Raw genomic sequence first — 15840 nt, 5'->3', positions numbered from 1 at the left:
CGATGAATCCCGCTACTCTCTCCCCCGACGCCGCCCGGCATCTGCGCGAAGAACGCCGCCAGGCCGTCTCGCGCCGCCTGCGCATCACCGCCTGGCAGATCCTGGTGCTGGCGCTCATCCTGGGCGCCTGGGAAGGGCTCACCCGCATTCCCTGGTTCGTGCAGAACACGCTGTTCGACCCTTTTTTCATCAGCCAGCCCTCGCGCGTGGCGCTGCGGCTGTGGCAATGGCTGCAGCCCGGCCCGCAGTCCGTCTGGCCCCATCTGTGGCTGACCCTGCAGGCCACGCTGATCGGCCTGGTGGTGGGCGTGGGCAGCGGCTTTGCCGTCGGCCTGGCGCTGGCGCGCAGCCGCCTCCTGGCCGACATCTTCAATCCCTTCATCGTGGCCTTCAACTCCATGCCGCGCATCGCCTTCGTGCCGCTGATCACCATGTTCTTCGGCCTGGGGCTGGCCTCCAAGGTGGTGACATCGTGGTTCGTGGTGTTCTTCCTGGTGTTCTTCAACACCTACAAGGGCGGACGCAGCGTGGAGCGCGAACTGGTGGACTTCTGCCGCACCCTGGGCGGCTCGCCGCGCCAGATCCTGTGGCGAGTGCAGATCCCCACGGCGGCGGCCTGGACGTTCGCGGCCCTGCCCAACGCCATCAGCTTTGCCCTGATCGGCGTGGTGCTGGCCGAGTTCGTCGGTTCGACCACCGGCATGGGCTATTTGATGATCACGGCCCTGGCGACCCTGAACGCCACGGATATGTTCGCCGCAGTGACGCTGCTGTCCGTGGTGGGGATCGTGCTGGTCTATTGCGTCACCTGGTTAGAGCGTAGACTGCTGCACTGGGCTCCTGAATTCCGCGAATGATGTCCGCGCCGACGCTTCCTCCCTCGCTATCCTATCTGCAACAGTTCTCGCTGGCTGGCCAGGTGGCCTTGATCACCGGCTCGGTCCGGGGCCTGGGCTGGGAAATCGCCCGCGCCATGGCCGCCAGCGGGGCGCATGTGCTCATCAACGGCCGCAATGCCGCCGCCGCCGAGGCCGCCGCGCAAGGCCTGCGAGAGGCAGGCCTGGACGCCTCCGCGCTGCCCTTCGATGTCGCCGACGAAGCCGGCATGCGGGCGGCCTTCGCCGAGATCGACGCGCGCCGCGGCCGGCTGGACATCCTGGTCAACAATGTCGGCGCGCGCAACCGCAAGACCCTGCGCGAGCTGGAGCTCACCGAAATCCGCGAACTCATCGACACCGATCTGGTGGCCGGCATCATGCTGGCCAAGCTCGCCGCCGAGCGCATGCTGCGCCAGGGCGGCGGGCGATTGATCGCGATCACCTCGGTGGTCGGCGAACTGGCCCGCGCCGGCGACGCGGTCTATCCGGCCGCCAAACAAGGGCTGACCGGCATGATGCGCGCCCTGGCCGCCGAGTTCGGCCCGGCCGGCATCACCAGCAATGCGATCGCGCCCGGCACCTTCGCCACCGAAACCAATGCCGCCATGGTGGCCGACCCCGCGGTCGGGCCCAGGCTGGCGGCGCGCAACCCCATGGGCCGCTGGGGGCAACCCCACGAAATCGCCGGCGCGGCTGTCTTCCTGGCCTCGCCGGCGGCCTCTTTCATCAATGGCCAGGTGCTGGCCGTCGACGGAGGTCTTTCCGTACAGTTCTGACGCCGTCCGCCAGCGGGCGGCGACGATGTGTTTGTTTTGCTGTGGCTTTTTCTCATTATTATTTTTTCAAGGGTGGTCAGGCATGAAGCAGCATTTCATCGATAACCGGTTTGTTCCTGGCTCGACCAGCGACACCATCGACGTCATCGATCCGTCCACCGGCGCGGTCTACGAACAAATCGCGCGCGGCAACGCGGCCGATATCGACCGCGCGGTGCAGTCCTCGCGGCGCGCCTATGAAGGCGCCTGGGGCAGCCTGTCGGCGGCCGAACGCGGCCGCCTCCTGCTGGCCCTGTCGCTCAAGATCCTCGAACACCACGACGAACTCACCCAGATCGAATCGCGCGACTGCGGCAAGCCGACCAAGCAGGCCCGCGCCGACGTCACGGCCATCGCGCGCTACTTCGAGTTCTACGGCGGCGCGGCCGACAAGCTGATGGGCGAGACCATCCCCTACCAGAACGGCTACACCGTGCTCACGCTGCGCGAGCCGCATGGCGTGACCGGCCACATCGTGCCCTGGAACTACCCGCTGCAGATCTTCGGGCGCAGCGTGGGCGGCGCGCTGGCCGCGGGCAATGCCTGCGTGGTCAAGCCGGCCGAAGACGCCTGTCTGTCGCTCTTGCGCGTGGCCGAACTGGCCGCCGAAGTCGGCCTGCCGCCGGGCGCGCTGAACATCATCACCGGCTATGGCCACGAAGCCGGCGACGCGCTGGCGCGCCACCCCGGCATCGACCACATCTCGTTTACCGGCTCGCCACGCGTGGGCGTGCTCGTGACGCAGACGGCGGCCGAGAACCATGTGCCGGCCACGCTGGAGCTGGGCGGCAAGTCGCCACAGATCGTCTTCGACGACGCCGACCTCGACGCCCTCATCCCGGTGGCGGTCAATGCCATCGTGCAGAACGCCGGGCAGACCTGCTCGGCCGGCAGCCGCATCCTGATCCAGCGCAGCATCTACGACAAGGTCATGCAGCGCCTGTCGGCGGCATTTTCGGCCCTGCGCGCCGGCCCGGCCGGCCTGGACCTGGACTGCGGCCCCCTGATCCGCAAGAGCCAGCTCGACCGCGTGCAGAGCTTTCTGCGCCAGGCCGAGGACGACGGCATCGTCACCGCCGCGCGCGGCGCCGTGGTCGATGGCGGCGACGGGTTTTTCCAGGCGCCCACGCTGCTGGCCAATGTGCCGGTGGATCACCTGCTGGCCCAGGAAGAAATCTTCGGCCCGGTGCTGGTCGCCATCCCCTTCGACGACGAAGCCGACGCGGTGCGCATCGCCAACGCCACGCAATACGGCCTGGCCGCCAGCATCTGGACGCGCGATGGCGCGCGCCAGCTGCGCCTGGCGCGCAAGATCCGCAGCGGCCAGGTCTTCATCAACAACTATGGCGCCGGCGGCGGGGTGGAATTGCCCTTTGGCGGCGTGAAAGCCAGCGGCCATGGCCGCGAGAAAGGTTTTGAAGCGCTCTACGGCTTTACCGTGCTCAAGACCATCGCCATCAAGCACGACTGACGCAGCGCCCGGGGCAGGGGGCCGAACGGACCCCCGGCCGGGCGCGCTGCCCGGCCCGCCGCCTTACTCCTCGAACCACTCGCCGGCGGCCAGCATCATGCGATGATGGCCTTCGCCGGCGGGCATCATCGGAAAGCAGTTCTCCTGGGCCGCCACCGTCACGTCCAGGAAGAAAGGGCCGTCATGCGCCAGGCATTGGGCCAGCGCCGCATCGAGCGCATCGGGATGTTCGACCCGCGCCGCCCCCCAGCCGAAGGCGCGCGCCAGCGCCACGAAGTCCGGCAGCGAGGCGTTGTAGCTGTGGCTGTAGCGCCCGCCGTGGATCAGCTCCTGCCACTGCCGCACCATGCCCATATAGCCGTTGTTGCACAGCACGACCTTGACCGGCGTGCGGTGCTGCATGGCGGTGGACAACTCCTGGATGTTCATCAGCACCGAAGCGTCGCCGCTGACGCACACCACGGTCTTGTCCGGATGCGCGACCTGCGCGCCGATGGCCGCCGGCAGCCCATAACCCATGGTGCCGGCCCCGCCCGACGTCAGCCAGCGCCCGGGCCGGTCGAAACGCAGGTATTGCGCGGCCCACATCTGGTGCTGGCCCACGTCGGTCGACACGATGGCGTCGCGCCCGCCCAAGGCGGCGTTCAGACGCGCCATCAGCTGCTGGGGCAGGATGGCCTCGGGCTGCGGCCGCCAGGCCAGGCAATCGCGCGCGCGCCAGCCCTCGATGCGGCCCCACCAATCGGCCAGGCGCGCCGCGGGCAGGGACTGGCCGGCCAGTTCGGCGCTCAGGGCCTCGAGCATGGGCAGGCAGTCGCCCACCAAGGCCGCGTCCACGCGCACCACTTTGTTGATCGAGGCCGGATCGATATCCACATGGATCTTGCGCGCATGCGGACAGAACTCCGAGAGCTTGCCGGTGATGCGGTCGTCAAAGCGCGCGCCGATGCACACCACCAGGTCGGCGTGGTGCATGGCCAGATTGGCCTCCAGCGTGCCATGCATGCCCAGCATGCCGACGAATTGCGGATCCGAGGCCGGGAAGGCGCCCAGGCCCATGAGCGTGAGCGTGCAGGGCGCGCCGGTCTGGCGCACCAGCTCGGTAAAGGCCTGGCAGGCCTGGCTGCCCGAGTTGATGAGGCCGCCGCCGCCGTAGAAGACCGGCCGGCGGGCCTGGGCGATCATGGCCGCCGCGCGGCGCAGGGCGCCGGCGGGCAGGCGCAGGGCGGTCTTGCCCGCCTGGCGGCGCGCGCGCGAAGCCGCCACCTGGGCCGCGCTGGGCTCGATGCGGTCGGCGCTGGGGCGCGCCAGCTGCACATCCTTGGGCAGGTCGACCAGCACCGGCCCGGGGCGGCCCTGGCGCGTGAGCGTGAAGGCGCGGGCCACCACGTCGGCCACGTCCTCGCAGCGCCGGATCTGGGTGTTCCACTTGGTGACCGGACGCGAGATGCCGATGGCATCGCACTCCTGGAAGGCGTCCGTGCCGATGGCGGCGGTGGCGACCTGGCCGCTGATGCACAGCACCGGGATGGAATCGCACATGGCGTCGAGCAGGCCGGAGGTCGTGTTGGCCATGCCCGGCCCGGACGTGACAAAGACCACGCCGGTGCGGCCCGTGCTGCGGGCATAGCCCTCGGCGGCGTGCACGGCGGCCTGTTCGTGGCGCACCAGCACATGGCGCAGGCGCGGCTCGGCGTGCAGGGCGTCATACAGCGGCAGCACGGCGCCCCCGGGATAGCCGAACACCGTGTCCACCCCCAGGTCGATCAGGGTCTGCAACAGGATCTGCGCGCCATTGGCGGCGGTGGGGACGGGGTCGACAGCGTCGGGGGTGTCGAGGGCGGCGAGCGCCTGGGCGTGGAGACGGTCATTCATGCTGAACATCTTATGGGACTTTCGGCAGAATTTTTATCTTCTTTTCCACACAAACCGATTATCAGCAGTAAATTTATCTTTTCAACTGCGGATTCAAAGAAAATGAATCTGGACAAATTCGACCTGGCCATTCTCAAGGTCTTACAGGACAACGCCCGCGCCAGCCTGGCCGACATCGGCCAGGCCGTGGGCCTGTCCTCCACCCCCTGCTGGAACCGCATCAAGCGCATGGAGAGCGCCGGCGTCATCCGCGGCTACACCGTCGACCTGGACCCGGCCAAGCTGGGCTTCACGGACACGGTCATCGTGCACGTGACGCTGGAGAGCCATAGCGAAGAAACGCTGTACGAGTTCGGGCGCGCGCTGGCCGAGATCCCCGAGGTGCTGGAGGCCTTCCTGGTCTCGGGCGACTACGACTACTACATCCGGATCGCGGTGCGCGACACCCGCGACTACGAACGCCTGCTGCGCGAGCGCCTCTACCGCATCCCGGGGATACGCCACAGCAAATCCGGCTTCGTGCTGCGCAGCCTCAAGGAGGCGCGCCTGCCGCTCGTGCCGCCGCCGCAGTCCAGCTGACAGCGGGCCCGCTATACGCCTGTCCGGAAGCGGCCGATATAATGGCGCGCGCCCTGCCGCCGTTTCGCGGCTTCCTGCATAAAGCCACCACTCCATGACCACCGAGACCGTAAAACCCTGGTATGCCGTGCGCCGCTCCAAGCTGCATGGCAACGGCGTGTTCGCCGCGCGCAAGATCCCGGCGGGCACGCGCATCATCGAGTACGGCGGCGAGCGCATCAGCGCGGCCGAAGCCGACCGGCGCCATCCCACCAATCCGGACGACCCCTTCCACACCTTTTTCTTCGCGCTGAGTTCGGGCAAGGTCATCGATGGCGGCGACCAGGGCAACGACGCCCGTTGGATCAACCACTCCTGCACGCCCAATTGCGAGGCCCAGGAAGGCCGCCATGGCAAGCGCGTATACATCGTTGCGCTGCGCGATATCGCGCGCGGCGAAGAGCTGGCCTACGACTACGGCCTGGTGCTCGACGGCAAGATCACCAAAACCCTGAAAGAAGGCTACCGCTGCCTGTGCGGCACGGCAGACTGCCGCGGCACCATGCTGGCGCTGCCCAAGAAGAAAAAGGCCAGCAAGAAAAAATCGGCCGAAGCCGCCTGAGCCTGCGGCTCAGGACAGGTCCATCCAATTGAGCTGCGAGGTCCGCGGCGGCGTGCGCGACGGCGCGGGCCGCGGACGGGCGCGGCTCGGGCGGGCCACCCCCGCCATCTCGGCCACGAAGTCGCGCAGGCTGCGCGGCTCGCGCCCCAGCACGGCGCGCAGCGTGATGGCATTGCCCTGCAGGCCCTGGCGGTCGAAATAATCGAACACGCGGCGCATCTGCGCCTGCTGCTGCGGGTCGTAGCGCAGGCGGGCCTGCTCCGCCCAGCTGCCGACATCCTGCACGCCGGCGCGCACGCTGCGGCCCAGAAACTGGCTCATCATCGCCGCGACGTCATGGCGGCTGTGCATGCCCTCGGCGCAGAGTTCCAGCGAGGCATGCGCCAGCCGGTCGCCGCTCAGGGCGATGGCCGCCACCTCGGCCACATCGCGATAATCGACGCGCGCCAGCCGCGCCGAACTGTCGTAGGGCTCGGCCAGCAAACCCGTTTGCTGCACCGCCGGCCAGATGTCGAGCAGGTTCTGCATGAAGTGCGCCGGACGCAGCACGGTGTATTGCAGCCCGGAGTCATACAAGGCGTTTTCCACATCCCGCTTGGCCTGGGGATCGTCCAGCGGCCGGATGGCCGAGGAAAAGACAAAACGCCGCACCTCGGCCGCCCGGGCGGCATGCACGATGTTCAGGCCCAGCGTCTTCTGGTCGGGGACCAGCGCCGGCCCGAGGTAGTACACGCCCGTGGCGCCGCGCGCCGCGGCCAGCAGGCTGGCCGGATCGCGCAGATCGCCCAGCACGGCCTCGTCGGCGCCGCCGGCCAGAGCGGCTTCGGCCTTGGCCGAATGGCGCGCCAGCACCCTCACGCGCAGCTGGCGCGACTTCAGCGCCGGAACGACCAGGCTGCCGAAGCGGCCCGTTGCGCCCACGACCAAAACGGTTTCATTTGCCATTGGCATGACTTTCCTTGATGCATCGCCACCCCTGCAAGATAGACACTGCGAGGCGACCGAGCAATGGGCCAAAATGGAATTCATTGTCCGTTTGACGTGAACAATCCCCGCCCGCGGTTATGGGCTTATGCCCCCGGCCGGCGCGCCGGCGGCGTACAATCGCATTTGCCGTGTCAGAAACACACGGCCTTGCAGTACGTCTTCAGGGCGGGGTGAAACTCCCCACCGGCGGTATGCCGCGCAATGCGGCGAGCCCGCGAGCGCCCGGCCTATGCCGGGGTCAGCAGATCTGGTGAGATGCCAGGGCCGACGGTCACAGTCCGGATGAAAGAAGATGTGCCGGCACAACCCGCCCGGGCTTGGCGTCCAGGCGGTATTGCGTTTGGCTGTCGTAGCCCTGGAACGTTTTTCGCCCATTTACTCTAGCGAGAGCGTTTCAATGTCCCATCACACCGTTTCCCCGCTGTTTGCCCAGCCCTTTTCCATGCGGCTGGAACGCGCCCTGCATCATCTGCGCCTGGGCCGCCCCATCATTCTCATGGACGATTTCGACCGCGAAAACGAGGCCGACCTCATCGTGGCCGCCGACAAGCTGACCGTGCCCGTCATGGCCCAGCTGATCCGCGACGGCAGCGGCATCGTCTGCCTCTGCCTGCCGGGCGAAACCCTGGATCAGCTCGAATTGGCGCCCATGGTGCAACGCAACCAGAGCCGCTATGCCACGGCCTTCACGGTTTCCATCGAGGCCGCCAGCGGCGTGTCCACGGGCGTGTCCGCCCTGGACCGCGTCACGACCATACGCGCGGCCATCGCCCCCGGCGCCCAGCCCGCCGACCTCGTCAGCCCCGGCCACGTCTTCCCCTTGCGCGCGCAGGCCGGCGGCGTGCTTGCCCGCCGCGGCCACACCGAAGGCTCGGTCGACCTGGCCCGGCTGGCCGGCTTGCGGCCCGCTGGCGTGCTGTGCGAACTGATGAATGCCGATGGCACCATGATGCGCGGCGCCTCGCTGGAGCGCTACGCGGCCGCCCAGGGCCTGGTGGCGCTGACCATTGCCGAGCTGGCCGACCACCTGCGCGCGCGCCAGGAAGCGCCGGCGCTGGCGGTCGCGGCCTGAGCAGAACGGAAACTAGGCGCCGGCGGCCAGCCGGCGCAGGCAGGCGCGCGCATCTCCCTGGACCCAACGCACGCCGCAGGCCAGCATGAGGTTCAAGGGCAGGCCGAAATCCTCGACCGTATAGCCTTCGGCATCGACATGCCGGCCATCGGGCGCCCGCTGCGCGGGCAGCTGCTCGATCAAGGGGCGCCCATCCTGGGCATAGGCCCACACCGGCTTGCCCAGCGCCACCGCATAGCCCACCTCGAAGGCCGTGCCGGAATCCGGCTCGGCGCCGCGAAAGGGATTGAGGTTGGCCATGACGAAGTCGGCCCGGCGGATCAGCGTGACGTTCTGACGGTAGATCCAGTCGGCCAGCGCGGGGCCGGACAGGCTGGCCGGCGCCTGGTTATCCAGCGGATACAGGCCTTCGTAGCCGTATTCGCGGCACAAGGCCTTCAGGCGTTCGCCATGGGCCAGCGAATCGGCGCGAAAGACGTCGAAGCCGGCGAGATAGATGCGTTGCATGCTTGTGCCCCGCGGTCAGAACATGCCGTTGGCATTGGCGGGATTCTCGGGAATCTCCTGGCTCACGCCCCAGTGCTCGACGATCTTGCCCTCGGCCACGCGAAAGATATCGACCACGGCCTGGCCGCGGTCTTCGGCGGCCTCTTTCCAGAGGCTGTGCACCACCACCAGATCGCCCTCGGCGATGACGCGCTTGATGTCGGCCGAGGCCTGGGGATTCTGCTCGAAGTAGAGCGTGAAGAAATCCCTCAGCGGCGCGGTGCCGGACTCCAGATAGGGGTCGTGCTGGACATAGCGCTTATCCACATAACGCGACACCGCCTCCTCCACCCGGTGTTCCTGGAACATCAGGCGGAAAAAGGACAGCACCAGTTCCTTGTTCTGCTGGACACCCTGCGCCTGGACCGCGCCGGCCGCCAGACAGGCGCAGGCCGCCCAGGCCAGCATCAACGTCTTGAACCTCTTCATGCCTTGCCCCGAGATCGTGGCAGGCCAGTGTAAGGGAAAGCCGGCCGCTCGCGGCGGCCGGTCGGCTCAATACAACGGTGGGCGGCCTCAGTAGGCCACGCTGAAGCGCTGGCGACTGTGACGGGGCGTCTCCAGCTCATCGACCAGGGCGATGGCGTAGTCTTCCATCGAGATATGGCTGTTGCCGCTGGCATCGGCCATCAGCTGGTCGCCGCCCAGGCGGAAATGGCCCGTGCGCGCACCGGGCTCGAACAGCGCGGCCGGCGACAGAAAGGTCCAGTCCACGGCGGTTTCGCCGCGCAGCGTCCGCAGAAAGCGCACGCCGGCGCTGGCCTCGGGCTTGTAGGCCGCGGGAAACTCGGGCGTGTCGATCAGGGCGCGGCCGGGCGCCACCTCCAGGCTGCCCGCGCCGCCCACCACCAACAGGCGCGGCACGCCGGCCTGCTTGACCGCCGCCAGCAAGGCCGCCGCGTCCATGGACTCGAAACGTCCGGCGCTGATGACGGCATCGTGGCCGGCGAGCAGCGGCGCCAGCGCGGCCGGCGCGGCGGCATCGCCCTGCTTGACCGTCAGGCCCTGGCGCGGCGCCGCATCGGCGGGTTGGCGCGCGATGCCCGTGACCTGGTGGCCGCGGCGCAGCAACTCATCGGCCAGGCGCGAACCCACGCGGCCGGTAATGCCTATCAGGGCGACTTTCATGAATGCACTCCTTGAACGGGCGCCCGGAACAGGCGCCGACGAATGCCTTCATGCTAGCCGCCGCCCGGCCGGCCGCCTATCCCGCCCGGGCAGACACACTATTGCATTCTATGCACCAGTCGCGCGCTGCGCCTGGTAGACCTGCAGATGGCTGCGGGCCAGGCGCAGCAGCGGCGTGTCGACCGCCAACGTGCTGCCGCGATGCGCCATATCGCCCACGATATGCTCGGCCTCCACGCGCAGACCCTGGCGCAGGTCGCGGAACATGGAAGCGGTCATGGGCTGGGCGGGATCGGTCAGCAGTTTGAGCGCCGAAGCGTCGGCCTGCGGACGCACCGGATGGCCGCTGGCGGCGGCGACTTGCTGCGATTCGCGCAATAAATCGCGCATGAAGTCCACGCCGCCCTCGGTCGAACAGATCTGGCCCACCGAGCCGCGCATCAGGCAGGTGGCCGCGGCCAGCGTGGTCAGGAAGACGAATTTTTCCCAGATGTCCTGGTGGATGTTTTCGCTCAGGCGGCTGGCGAAGGCCGCGTCGGCCAGCGCCGCCTCCAGCGCCTCGCAGCGCGGGCTGCGCGCCTGCCCGGCGCGCTCGCCGAAGACCAGGCTGGCCATCGTGCCCATCTGCACGATCTCGCCCTGCGGCCCGAGCGTGGCGTTGATCTGGCACAGACCGCCCAGCACGCGGTGCGCGCCGAACTCGCGGTCCAGGATGTCGTACTGCAGCACGCCGTTCATGATGGGCAGCACTGCGGTCTGCTCGCCCATGGCCGGGCGCAGGGCCTCGATGGCGCTGTCCAGGTCATAGGCCTTGCAGCTCAGGATGATCACGTCGTAATCGGCGGCCAGGGTGTCGGCCGTGACCAGCCTGGGATGCAGGACGGCGTCGCCCGCCGGGCTCTTGATGCGCAGGCCCTCGGCCTGGAGTTTCTGCGCCCGCGCCGGGCGCACCAGGAAACTCACGTCCGCGCCAGCCTCCAGGGCCCGCCCGCCAAAGAAACCGCCGGTCCCGCCGGCGCCCAACACCAGAATCCTCATGCCCCTCTCCTCAAATCGTCAGCGGCCGGCATTATCGGCCGCCAGGCCGGTCCCGGTCTGTTCGCGGCGCAGCCAGGCCTCATAGCCGCCGGCCAGGGCCCAGGTATCGACAAAACCGGCCGCGCGCAGCCGGGCGGCCAGGCGAGCCGCCGAAATCTCGTTCGGGCAGGCGCAATAGACCACGATGGACGCTTCGGGCAGCCGCAGCGTCTCCAGCGGCGCCCGCACGTCCACGGCGATCGCGCCGGGGATGCGCTGGGCCTCGCGCTGGCCTTCGGGCCGCACATCGATCATCACCATGGGCCGGCCATCGGCCTGCCAACGCAGCAGCTCCTCCAGGCTCAGGCGGGGCACCACGCGCAGGCTGCGCACCAGGATCATGCGCCGCAGCGCCTTGACGGCCAGATAAAGCGCCAGCAGGCCGGCCAGCAGGGCCAGCCCCATCACCCCATAGCGGTCCAGCGCGTCCAGGATGTCGGTCACGATGCCCCGGAACAGGGCGCCCAGCAGCAGGGCCGATCCGGCCCAGAGCAGGGAGCCTGCCAGCTGATAGCCCAGGAAACGCCGGTACGGGGTGCCGGTCAGGCCGGCCATGATGGTGGCCAGGGCGCCGGCGCCGGGCAGGAACTTGGACACCAGCAGCGAGCGCGGCCCCACGCGCAGATACAGGCCCTGGGTCTGGCGGATGCAGGAATCCCGCGACAGCGAGAGCTTGCAGACCAGGCCCAGCAGACGCCCGCCATAGCGCCGTCCGGCCAGATACCAGGCGGTGTCGGCCAACACGCAGGCCAGCGCCGCCAGCAGCCAGGCCAGCAGCCAGCCGCCGGGGCCGGCCGACATGGCGCCCGCGGCCACCAGCAGGGGATAGGCCGGCACCGGCAGGCCGGCCTGCTCCGTCAGGACGTTGAAAAAGACCAGCCAGCCGCCGTACTGCGCTAACAGGGACAGAATATCGTGCATACACCAGACCATGGGGCCGCGCGAACGGCGGCCAATGCGCCAAGTGTAGGCCGGACCGCCCCCAAACCGGGCAACATCCCTGTCCGCGTATCGGCCGGCCCCTCCAGGGTGCAGGCAGAGCGCCGTCCTGGTGCGTACAATTCCCCCCCGCGGTGCCTGCCCGCCCGAAGGTTTGCCCGACTTTCGCGCCTTGCGGCAATGGCATACAACTTGCTTCGCCAGGAGCGGGCGCGCGCAAGGCGCGCCACCGCTCCGGTCCCGACCTCCATAGGAACTCACATGACATCCTTTTTCCGTGGTGCTGCGCGTCGCAGTCTGCTCAAACTCGGCCTGGCTGCCAGCCTGGCGCTGATCGGCGGCATGGCCCATGCCCAGGCGCCGGCCAAGACCAAGGTCGCCGCGGTCTATACCGTGCCCGTCGAACAGCAATGGGTATCGCGTATCCACAAGGCCTTGAACGCGGCCAAGGAACACGGCGATATCGACTACGTCTATTCCGAGAACGTCAGCAACGCCGATTACGAGCGCGTGCTGCGCCAATACGCCGAACAGGGCAACAACCTCATCGTGGGCGAAGCCTTCGCGGTCGAGGCCGCGGCGCGCAAAGTAGCCAAGGACTATCCCAAGACCGCCTTCCTGATGGGCTCCTCGGGCAAGCCGCAGCAGCCCAACTTCGCCGTCTTCGATAACTACATCCAGGAGCCGGCCTACCTGACCGGCATGATCGCCGCCGGCATGAGCAAGAGCGGCCAGATCGGCCTGGTGGGCGGCTACCCCATCCCCGAGGTCAACCGCCTGATGCAGGCCTTCATGGCGGGCGCCCAGGAGATCAATCCCCAGGCCCGCTTCACCGTGACCTTCATCGGTTCCTGGTTCGATCCCCCGAAGGCCAAGGAAGCCGCCTTCGCCATGATCGACAAGGGCGCCGACGTGCTCTACGCCGAGCGCTTTGGCGTGTCCGACGCCGCCAAGGAGCGCGGCAAGCTGGCCATCGGCAACGTGGTCAACACGCAGGCCCAGTATCCGGAGACCGTGGTCGCCTCGGCCCTCTGGAATATGGAGCCGACCATCGGCCATGCGCTGGACGCGGTCAAGGCCGGCGGTTTCAAGGCCGAAGACTACGGCCAGTACTCGCTGATGAAGCACAAGGGCTCCGAACTGGCGCCGCTGGGCAGCTTCGAGGGCAAGGTGCCCGCCGAGGTCATGACCCGCGTCCAGGCGCGCCAGAAGTCCATCCTGGACGGCAGCTTCACCGTCAAGGTCGTCGACAGCGAACCCAAGTCCAGCAAATGAAGCCAGCCGCCACTGCCCTGCGCTTGACAGGGATTACCAAGCGCTTTGGCAGCCTGACGGCCAATGACGACATCTCGCTCGCGCTGGACGCGGGCGAGGTGCTCGCCCTGCTGGGCGAGAACGGCGCGGGCAAGTCCACCCTGGTCTCCATCCTGTTCGGCCATTACGTGGCCGATGCGGGGCGCATCGAAGTCTTTGGCCAGCCGCTGCCGCCCGGCCGCCCGGATGCGGCGCTGGCCGCCGGCATCGGCATGGTCCATCAGCATTTCACGCTGGCCGACAACATGACCGTGCTGGACAACGTCATGGTCGGCACCGAATCGCTCTGGAAGCTTGCCTCGGCGCGGCGCGAAGCGCGCCGCAAGCTGGTGGAACTGGGCGAGCGCTTCGGCCTGGCCGTGGACCCCGACGCGCGCGTGGGCACGCTGTCGGTGGGCGAAAAACAGCGCGTCGAAATCCTCAAGGCCCTGTACCGGGGCGCGCGCATCCTCATCCTGGACGAACCCACGGCCGTGCTCACGCCGCAGGAGGCCCAGGCCTTGTTCGCCACGCTGCGCGGCTTTGTCGAGCAGGGCCTGGCCGTCATCTTCATCTCGCACAAGCTCGATGAGGTCATGGCGGTATCGCGCCGCGTGGCCGTGCTGCGCGCCGGCCGCCTGGTCGCCGAGCGCGCCACCGCCGACACCCATGCCGCCGAACTGGCCGAACTCATGGTGGGCCGCAAGGTCGTCATGCCTCGCGCCCAGGCGGCCGCGCCGCGCGACCAGCTCGCGCCCGTCATCCGCCTGTCCCAGGTCACGGTGCAGGCCGCCTCCGGCAAAGTTCCCTTGCTGGACGCCCTGGACCTCACCGTGCACGAACATGAAATCGTCGCGATCGCCGGCGTGGCCGGCAACGGCCAGCAGGCGCTGGTATCGGTGCTGACCGGCCTGCGCCAGCCTTCGGACGGCAGCATCCGCCTGGGCAGCGCCAGCACCCCGGCGCCGCGCACGCCGGCCGGCTGGACCGCCGCGCAGGTCGGCCGCATTCCGGAAGACCGCCATCATGAAGGCGTGATCGGCGACAGCCCCTTGTGGGAAAACGCCATCGTCGAAGACCTCGGCGACCCGCGTTTCGCCCGCCACGGGCTGATCCGCGCGCAGGCCGCGCGTGCCCATGCCGCCAGCATCGCGCGCCAGTACGACGTGCGCGCCGCCTCGCTGGATGTGCGCACCCGCAGCCTGTCCGGCGGCAATATGCAGAAGCTGATCCTGGGGCGCGCCCTGTCGCGCCAGCCGCGCTTCATCGTGGCCGACCAGCCCACCTGGGGCCTGGACATCGGCGCGGTGGCCTATGTGCGCGAACAACTGCTGGCCGCCCGCGAGCGCGGCGCCGGCATCCTGCTGGTCTCCGAAGACCTCGAAGAGATCTTCGCGCTGGCCGACCGCATCGCCGTGCTGTGCGCCGGCCGCCTGGTCGCCGACCGGCCGGTGGATCAATGGACCCCCGCCACCGTGGGGCTGGCCATGACTGGAGTTTCAACATGAGTTTTATCCTGGAGCGGCGTCCCGAACCCAGCCGCTTCGTGCTGGCGGTCGCGCCGCTGACGGCCATCGCCTTCACCCTGCTGGTGTGCACCCTGCTGGTGGCCTGGGCGGGCGCGCCCATCGGCCGCACCTATGCCTTGCTGTTCGAGGGCGCCTTCGGCTCGCGCTTTGCCCTGTCCGAGACGCTCACGCGCGCCACGCCGCTCATGCTGACCGGCCTGGCCTGCGCGGTGGCCTTCCGCGCGCGCCTCTACAACATCGGCGCCGAGGGCCAGCTCTACCTCGGCGCGCTGGCCGCCGTGGCGGTGGGCGGCCTGCATGGCGGCACGGGCTTTGACCTGCCGCTGCCGCTGCTGTTCGGCGGCATGCTGCTGGCAGCCGCGGCCGCCGGCGCGCTCTTGCTGCTCATCCCGGCCATCCTGAAGTCCCGGCTGGGCGTGGACGAAGTCGTGACCACGCTGCTGGGCAATTTCATCGTGCTGCTTTTCGTGTCCATGATGCTGGACGGCCCCATGAAAGACCCGATGGCCATGGGCTGGCCGCAATCGGTGGCCTTGAACGGCGACCTGGAGCTGGGCAAGCTGATCGAGCGCACCCGCGCCCATACCGGCCTCCTGTGGGCCGCCGGCCTGGCCGTCGGCCTGTGGCTGCTCAACCGCTATACCGTGTTCGGTTTCCAGATGCGCGCGGTGGGCACCAATGCGCACGCCGCGCGTTTCCTGGGCTTGCCGGTCAACCGCGTCATGCTGGGCACGGCCATGCTGTCGGGCGCGCTGGCCGGCCTGGCCGGCGCGCTGGAAGTCGCCGGCCGCACCAGCTATGTGACCCTGGACATGTCGCCCGGCTATGGCTACACCGGCGTGGTCGTCGCCATGCTGGCCGGCCTGCATCCGCTGGGCGTCATCGCCGCCAGCATCTTCGTGGCCGGCATGCTGGTCGGCGCCGACAGCATGAGCCGCGCCATCGCCGTGCCCAATTACATCGCCGACGTGATCGTCGCCGCCTCGCTGCTGTCCATGCTGGTGGCCACGCTGTTCTCGCAATACCGGCTGCGCCGCAACCCCGCCTGAG

General features: G+C 68.7%; 16 protein-coding genes and 1 riboswitch. Of the genes, 9 read left to right on the top strand and 7 right to left on the bottom strand.

Annotation, left to right across the window (positions count from 1 at the left end; translation table 11 throughout):
• Positions 1-2 precede the first annotated feature (2 nt).
• From L540_RS04715 to L540_RS04705, 3 genes are all read left to right on the top strand, one after another.
• Positions 3-857, top strand: a complete 855-nt coding sequence (locus tag L540_RS04715; protein ID WP_043210675.1) for an ABC transporter permease — start codon at positions 3-5, stop codon at positions 855-857.
• Entirely contained in the window at positions 854-1654 is an 801-nt protein-coding gene (locus L540_RS04710) for an SDR family oxidoreductase (RefSeq protein WP_043210678.1), read from the top strand. Before L540_RS04715 ends, L540_RS04710 begins: the two co-directional genes overlap by 4 nt.
• Positions 1655-1736: 82 nt before the next feature.
• Positions 1737-3164 carry an aldehyde dehydrogenase family protein gene (locus L540_RS04705; protein ID WP_043210680.1) on the top strand — a complete coding sequence of 476 codons (1428 nt, stop codon included), beginning with the start codon at positions 1737-1739 and terminating at the stop codon, positions 3162-3164.
• 63 nt (positions 3165-3227) lie between these two features.
• On the opposite strand, the gene ilvB is transcribed toward L540_RS04705, so the two are convergent.
• The gene (ilvB, locus tag L540_RS04700; protein ID WP_043210683.1) at positions 3228-5048 is read right to left on the bottom strand and encodes a biosynthetic-type acetolactate synthase large subunit; all 1821 of its coding nucleotides are present in this window, start codon (positions 5046-5048) and stop codon (positions 3228-3230) included.
• A gap of 93 nt (positions 5049-5141) precedes the next feature.
• Here ilvB and L540_RS04695 point away from each other — a divergent pair, with 93 nt between their 5' ends.
• Together L540_RS04695 and L540_RS04690 are read left to right on the top strand one after the other, a co-directional pair.
• Positions 5142-5618: an Lrp/AsnC family transcriptional regulator gene (locus tag L540_RS04695; RefSeq protein ID WP_043210685.1), complete on the top strand. Its 477-nt coding sequence runs from the start codon at positions 5142-5144 to the stop codon at positions 5616-5618.
• Between the two features lie 94 nt (positions 5619-5712).
• Entirely contained in the window at positions 5713-6219 is a 507-nt protein-coding gene (locus tag L540_RS04690; protein WP_043210688.1) for an SET domain-containing protein, read from the top strand.
• Positions 6220-6228: 9 nt separating this feature from the next.
• On the opposite strand, the gene L540_RS04685 is transcribed toward L540_RS04690, so the two are convergent.
• The gene (locus L540_RS04685) at positions 6229-7164 is read right to left on the bottom strand and encodes an SDR family oxidoreductase (RefSeq protein WP_068945263.1); all 936 of its coding nucleotides are present in this window, start codon (positions 7162-7164) and stop codon (positions 6229-6231) included.
• A gap of 194 nt (positions 7165-7358) precedes the next feature.
• Positions 7359-7504: riboswitch (FMN riboswitch) on the top strand.
• 99 nt (positions 7505-7603) lie between these two features.
• Here L540_RS04685 and ribB point away from each other — a divergent pair.
• Entirely contained in the window at positions 7604-8278 is a 675-nt protein-coding gene (gene ribB / locus L540_RS04680) for a 3,4-dihydroxy-2-butanone-4-phosphate synthase (RefSeq protein WP_043210690.1), read from the top strand.
• Between the two features lie 12 nt (positions 8279-8290).
• On the opposite strand, the gene L540_RS04675 is transcribed toward ribB, so the two are convergent.
• From L540_RS04675 to L540_RS04655, 5 genes are all read right to left on the bottom strand, one after another.
• Positions 8291-8785 (bottom strand): nucleoside 2-deoxyribosyltransferase, encoded by a 495-nt coding sequence (locus L540_RS04675; RefSeq protein ID WP_043210692.1) that lies wholly within the window; start codon positions 8783-8785, stop codon positions 8291-8293.
• Between the two features lie 15 nt (positions 8786-8800).
• On the bottom strand, positions 8801-9253 hold the full coding sequence (locus L540_RS04670; RefSeq protein WP_053073164.1) for a nuclear transport factor 2 family protein: 453 nt from the start codon (positions 9251-9253) through the stop codon (positions 8801-8803).
• Positions 9254-9340: 87 nt separating this feature from the next.
• Positions 9341-9952, bottom strand: coding sequence for an NAD(P)-dependent oxidoreductase (locus L540_RS04665; protein ID WP_043210695.1), 612 nt, complete (start codon positions 9950-9952; stop codon positions 9341-9343).
• A 108-nt stretch (positions 9953-10060) separates the two neighbouring features.
• Positions 10061-10990, bottom strand: coding sequence for a 2-dehydropantoate 2-reductase (panE, locus tag L540_RS04660; protein ID WP_043210697.1), 930 nt, complete (start codon positions 10988-10990; stop codon positions 10061-10063).
• A gap of 18 nt (positions 10991-11008) precedes the next feature.
• On the bottom strand, positions 11009-11950 hold the full coding sequence (locus L540_RS04655) for a VTT domain-containing protein (RefSeq protein ID WP_048025886.1): 942 nt from the start codon (positions 11948-11950) through the stop codon (positions 11009-11011).
• A 279-nt stretch (positions 11951-12229) separates the two neighbouring features.
• Here L540_RS04655 and L540_RS04650 point away from each other — a divergent pair, with 279 nt between their 5' ends.
• From L540_RS04650 to L540_RS04640, 3 genes are read left to right on the top strand one after another with little or no spacing between them, the layout of a single operon-like run.
• Positions 12230-13243, top strand: a complete 1014-nt coding sequence (locus tag L540_RS04650) for a BMP family protein (RefSeq protein WP_043210699.1) — start codon at positions 12230-12232, stop codon at positions 13241-13243.
• The gene (locus L540_RS04645) at positions 13240-14769 is read left to right on the top strand and encodes an ABC transporter ATP-binding protein (protein ID WP_043210700.1); all 1530 of its coding nucleotides are present in this window, start codon (positions 13240-13242) and stop codon (positions 14767-14769) included. Before L540_RS04650 ends, L540_RS04645 begins: the two co-directional genes overlap by 4 nt.
• Positions 14766-15839, top strand: a complete 1074-nt coding sequence (locus L540_RS04640) for an ABC transporter permease (protein WP_043210702.1) — start codon at positions 14766-14768, stop codon at positions 15837-15839. The genes L540_RS04645 and L540_RS04640 overlap by 4 nt, the downstream gene beginning before the upstream one ends.
• Position 15840 lies beyond the last annotated feature (1 nt).

The organism is Bordetella pseudohinzii, from assembly GCF_000657795.2.
GTDB lineage: Bacteria > Pseudomonadota > Gammaproteobacteria > Burkholderiales > Burkholderiaceae_B > Bordetella > Bordetella pseudohinzii.
Note: the sequence above shows the minus strand (reverse complement) of the source record. Positions and strands in the feature narration are given on the sequence as shown.

What these genes read in the sequence shown, in the direction of transcription:
- L540_RS04715 (WP_043210675.1), top strand. Translation starts at nt 3, where the DNA reads ATGAATCCCGCTACTCTCTCCCCCGACGCCGCCCGGCATCTGCGCGAA.
- L540_RS04710 (WP_043210678.1), top strand. Translation starts at nt 854, where the DNA reads ATGATGTCCGCGCCGACGCTTCCTCCCTCGCTATCCTATCTGCAACAG.
- L540_RS04705 (WP_043210680.1), top strand. Translation starts at nt 1,737, where the DNA reads ATGAAGCAGCATTTCATCGATAACCGGTTTGTTCCTGGCTCGACCAGC.
- ilvB (WP_043210683.1), bottom strand. Translation starts at nt 5,048, where the DNA reads ATGTTCAGCATGAATGACCGTCTCCACGCCCAGGCGCTCGCCGCCCTC.
- L540_RS04695 (WP_043210685.1), top strand. Translation starts at nt 5,142, where the DNA reads ATGAATCTGGACAAATTCGACCTGGCCATTCTCAAGGTCTTACAGGAC.
- L540_RS04690 (WP_043210688.1), top strand. Translation starts at nt 5,713, where the DNA reads ATGACCACCGAGACCGTAAAACCCTGGTATGCCGTGCGCCGCTCCAAG.
- L540_RS04685 (WP_068945263.1), bottom strand. Translation starts at nt 7,164, where the DNA reads ATGGCAAATGAAACCGTTTTGGTCGTGGGCGCAACGGGCCGCTTCGGC.
- ribB (WP_043210690.1), top strand. Translation starts at nt 7,604, where the DNA reads ATGTCCCATCACACCGTTTCCCCGCTGTTTGCCCAGCCCTTTTCCATG.
- L540_RS04675 (WP_043210692.1), bottom strand. Translation starts at nt 8,785, where the DNA reads ATGCAACGCATCTATCTCGCCGGCTTCGACGTCTTTCGCGCCGATTCG.
- L540_RS04670 (WP_053073164.1), bottom strand. Translation starts at nt 9,253, where the DNA reads ATGAAGAGGTTCAAGACGTTGATGCTGGCCTGGGCGGCCTGCGCCTGT.
- L540_RS04665 (WP_043210695.1), bottom strand. Translation starts at nt 9,952, where the DNA reads ATGAAAGTCGCCCTGATAGGCATTACCGGCCGCGTGGGTTCGCGCCTG.
- panE (WP_043210697.1), bottom strand. Translation starts at nt 10,990, where the DNA reads ATGAGGATTCTGGTGTTGGGCGCCGGCGGGACCGGCGGTTTCTTTGGC.
- L540_RS04655 (WP_048025886.1), bottom strand. Translation starts at nt 11,950, where the DNA reads ATGCACGATATTCTGTCCCTGTTAGCGCAGTACGGCGGCTGGCTGGTC.
- L540_RS04650 (WP_043210699.1), top strand. Translation starts at nt 12,230, where the DNA reads ATGACATCCTTTTTCCGTGGTGCTGCGCGTCGCAGTCTGCTCAAACTC.
- L540_RS04645 (WP_043210700.1), top strand. Translation starts at nt 13,240, where the DNA reads ATGAAGCCAGCCGCCACTGCCCTGCGCTTGACAGGGATTACCAAGCGC.
- L540_RS04640 (WP_043210702.1), top strand. Translation starts at nt 14,766, where the DNA reads ATGAGTTTTATCCTGGAGCGGCGTCCCGAACCCAGCCGCTTCGTGCTG.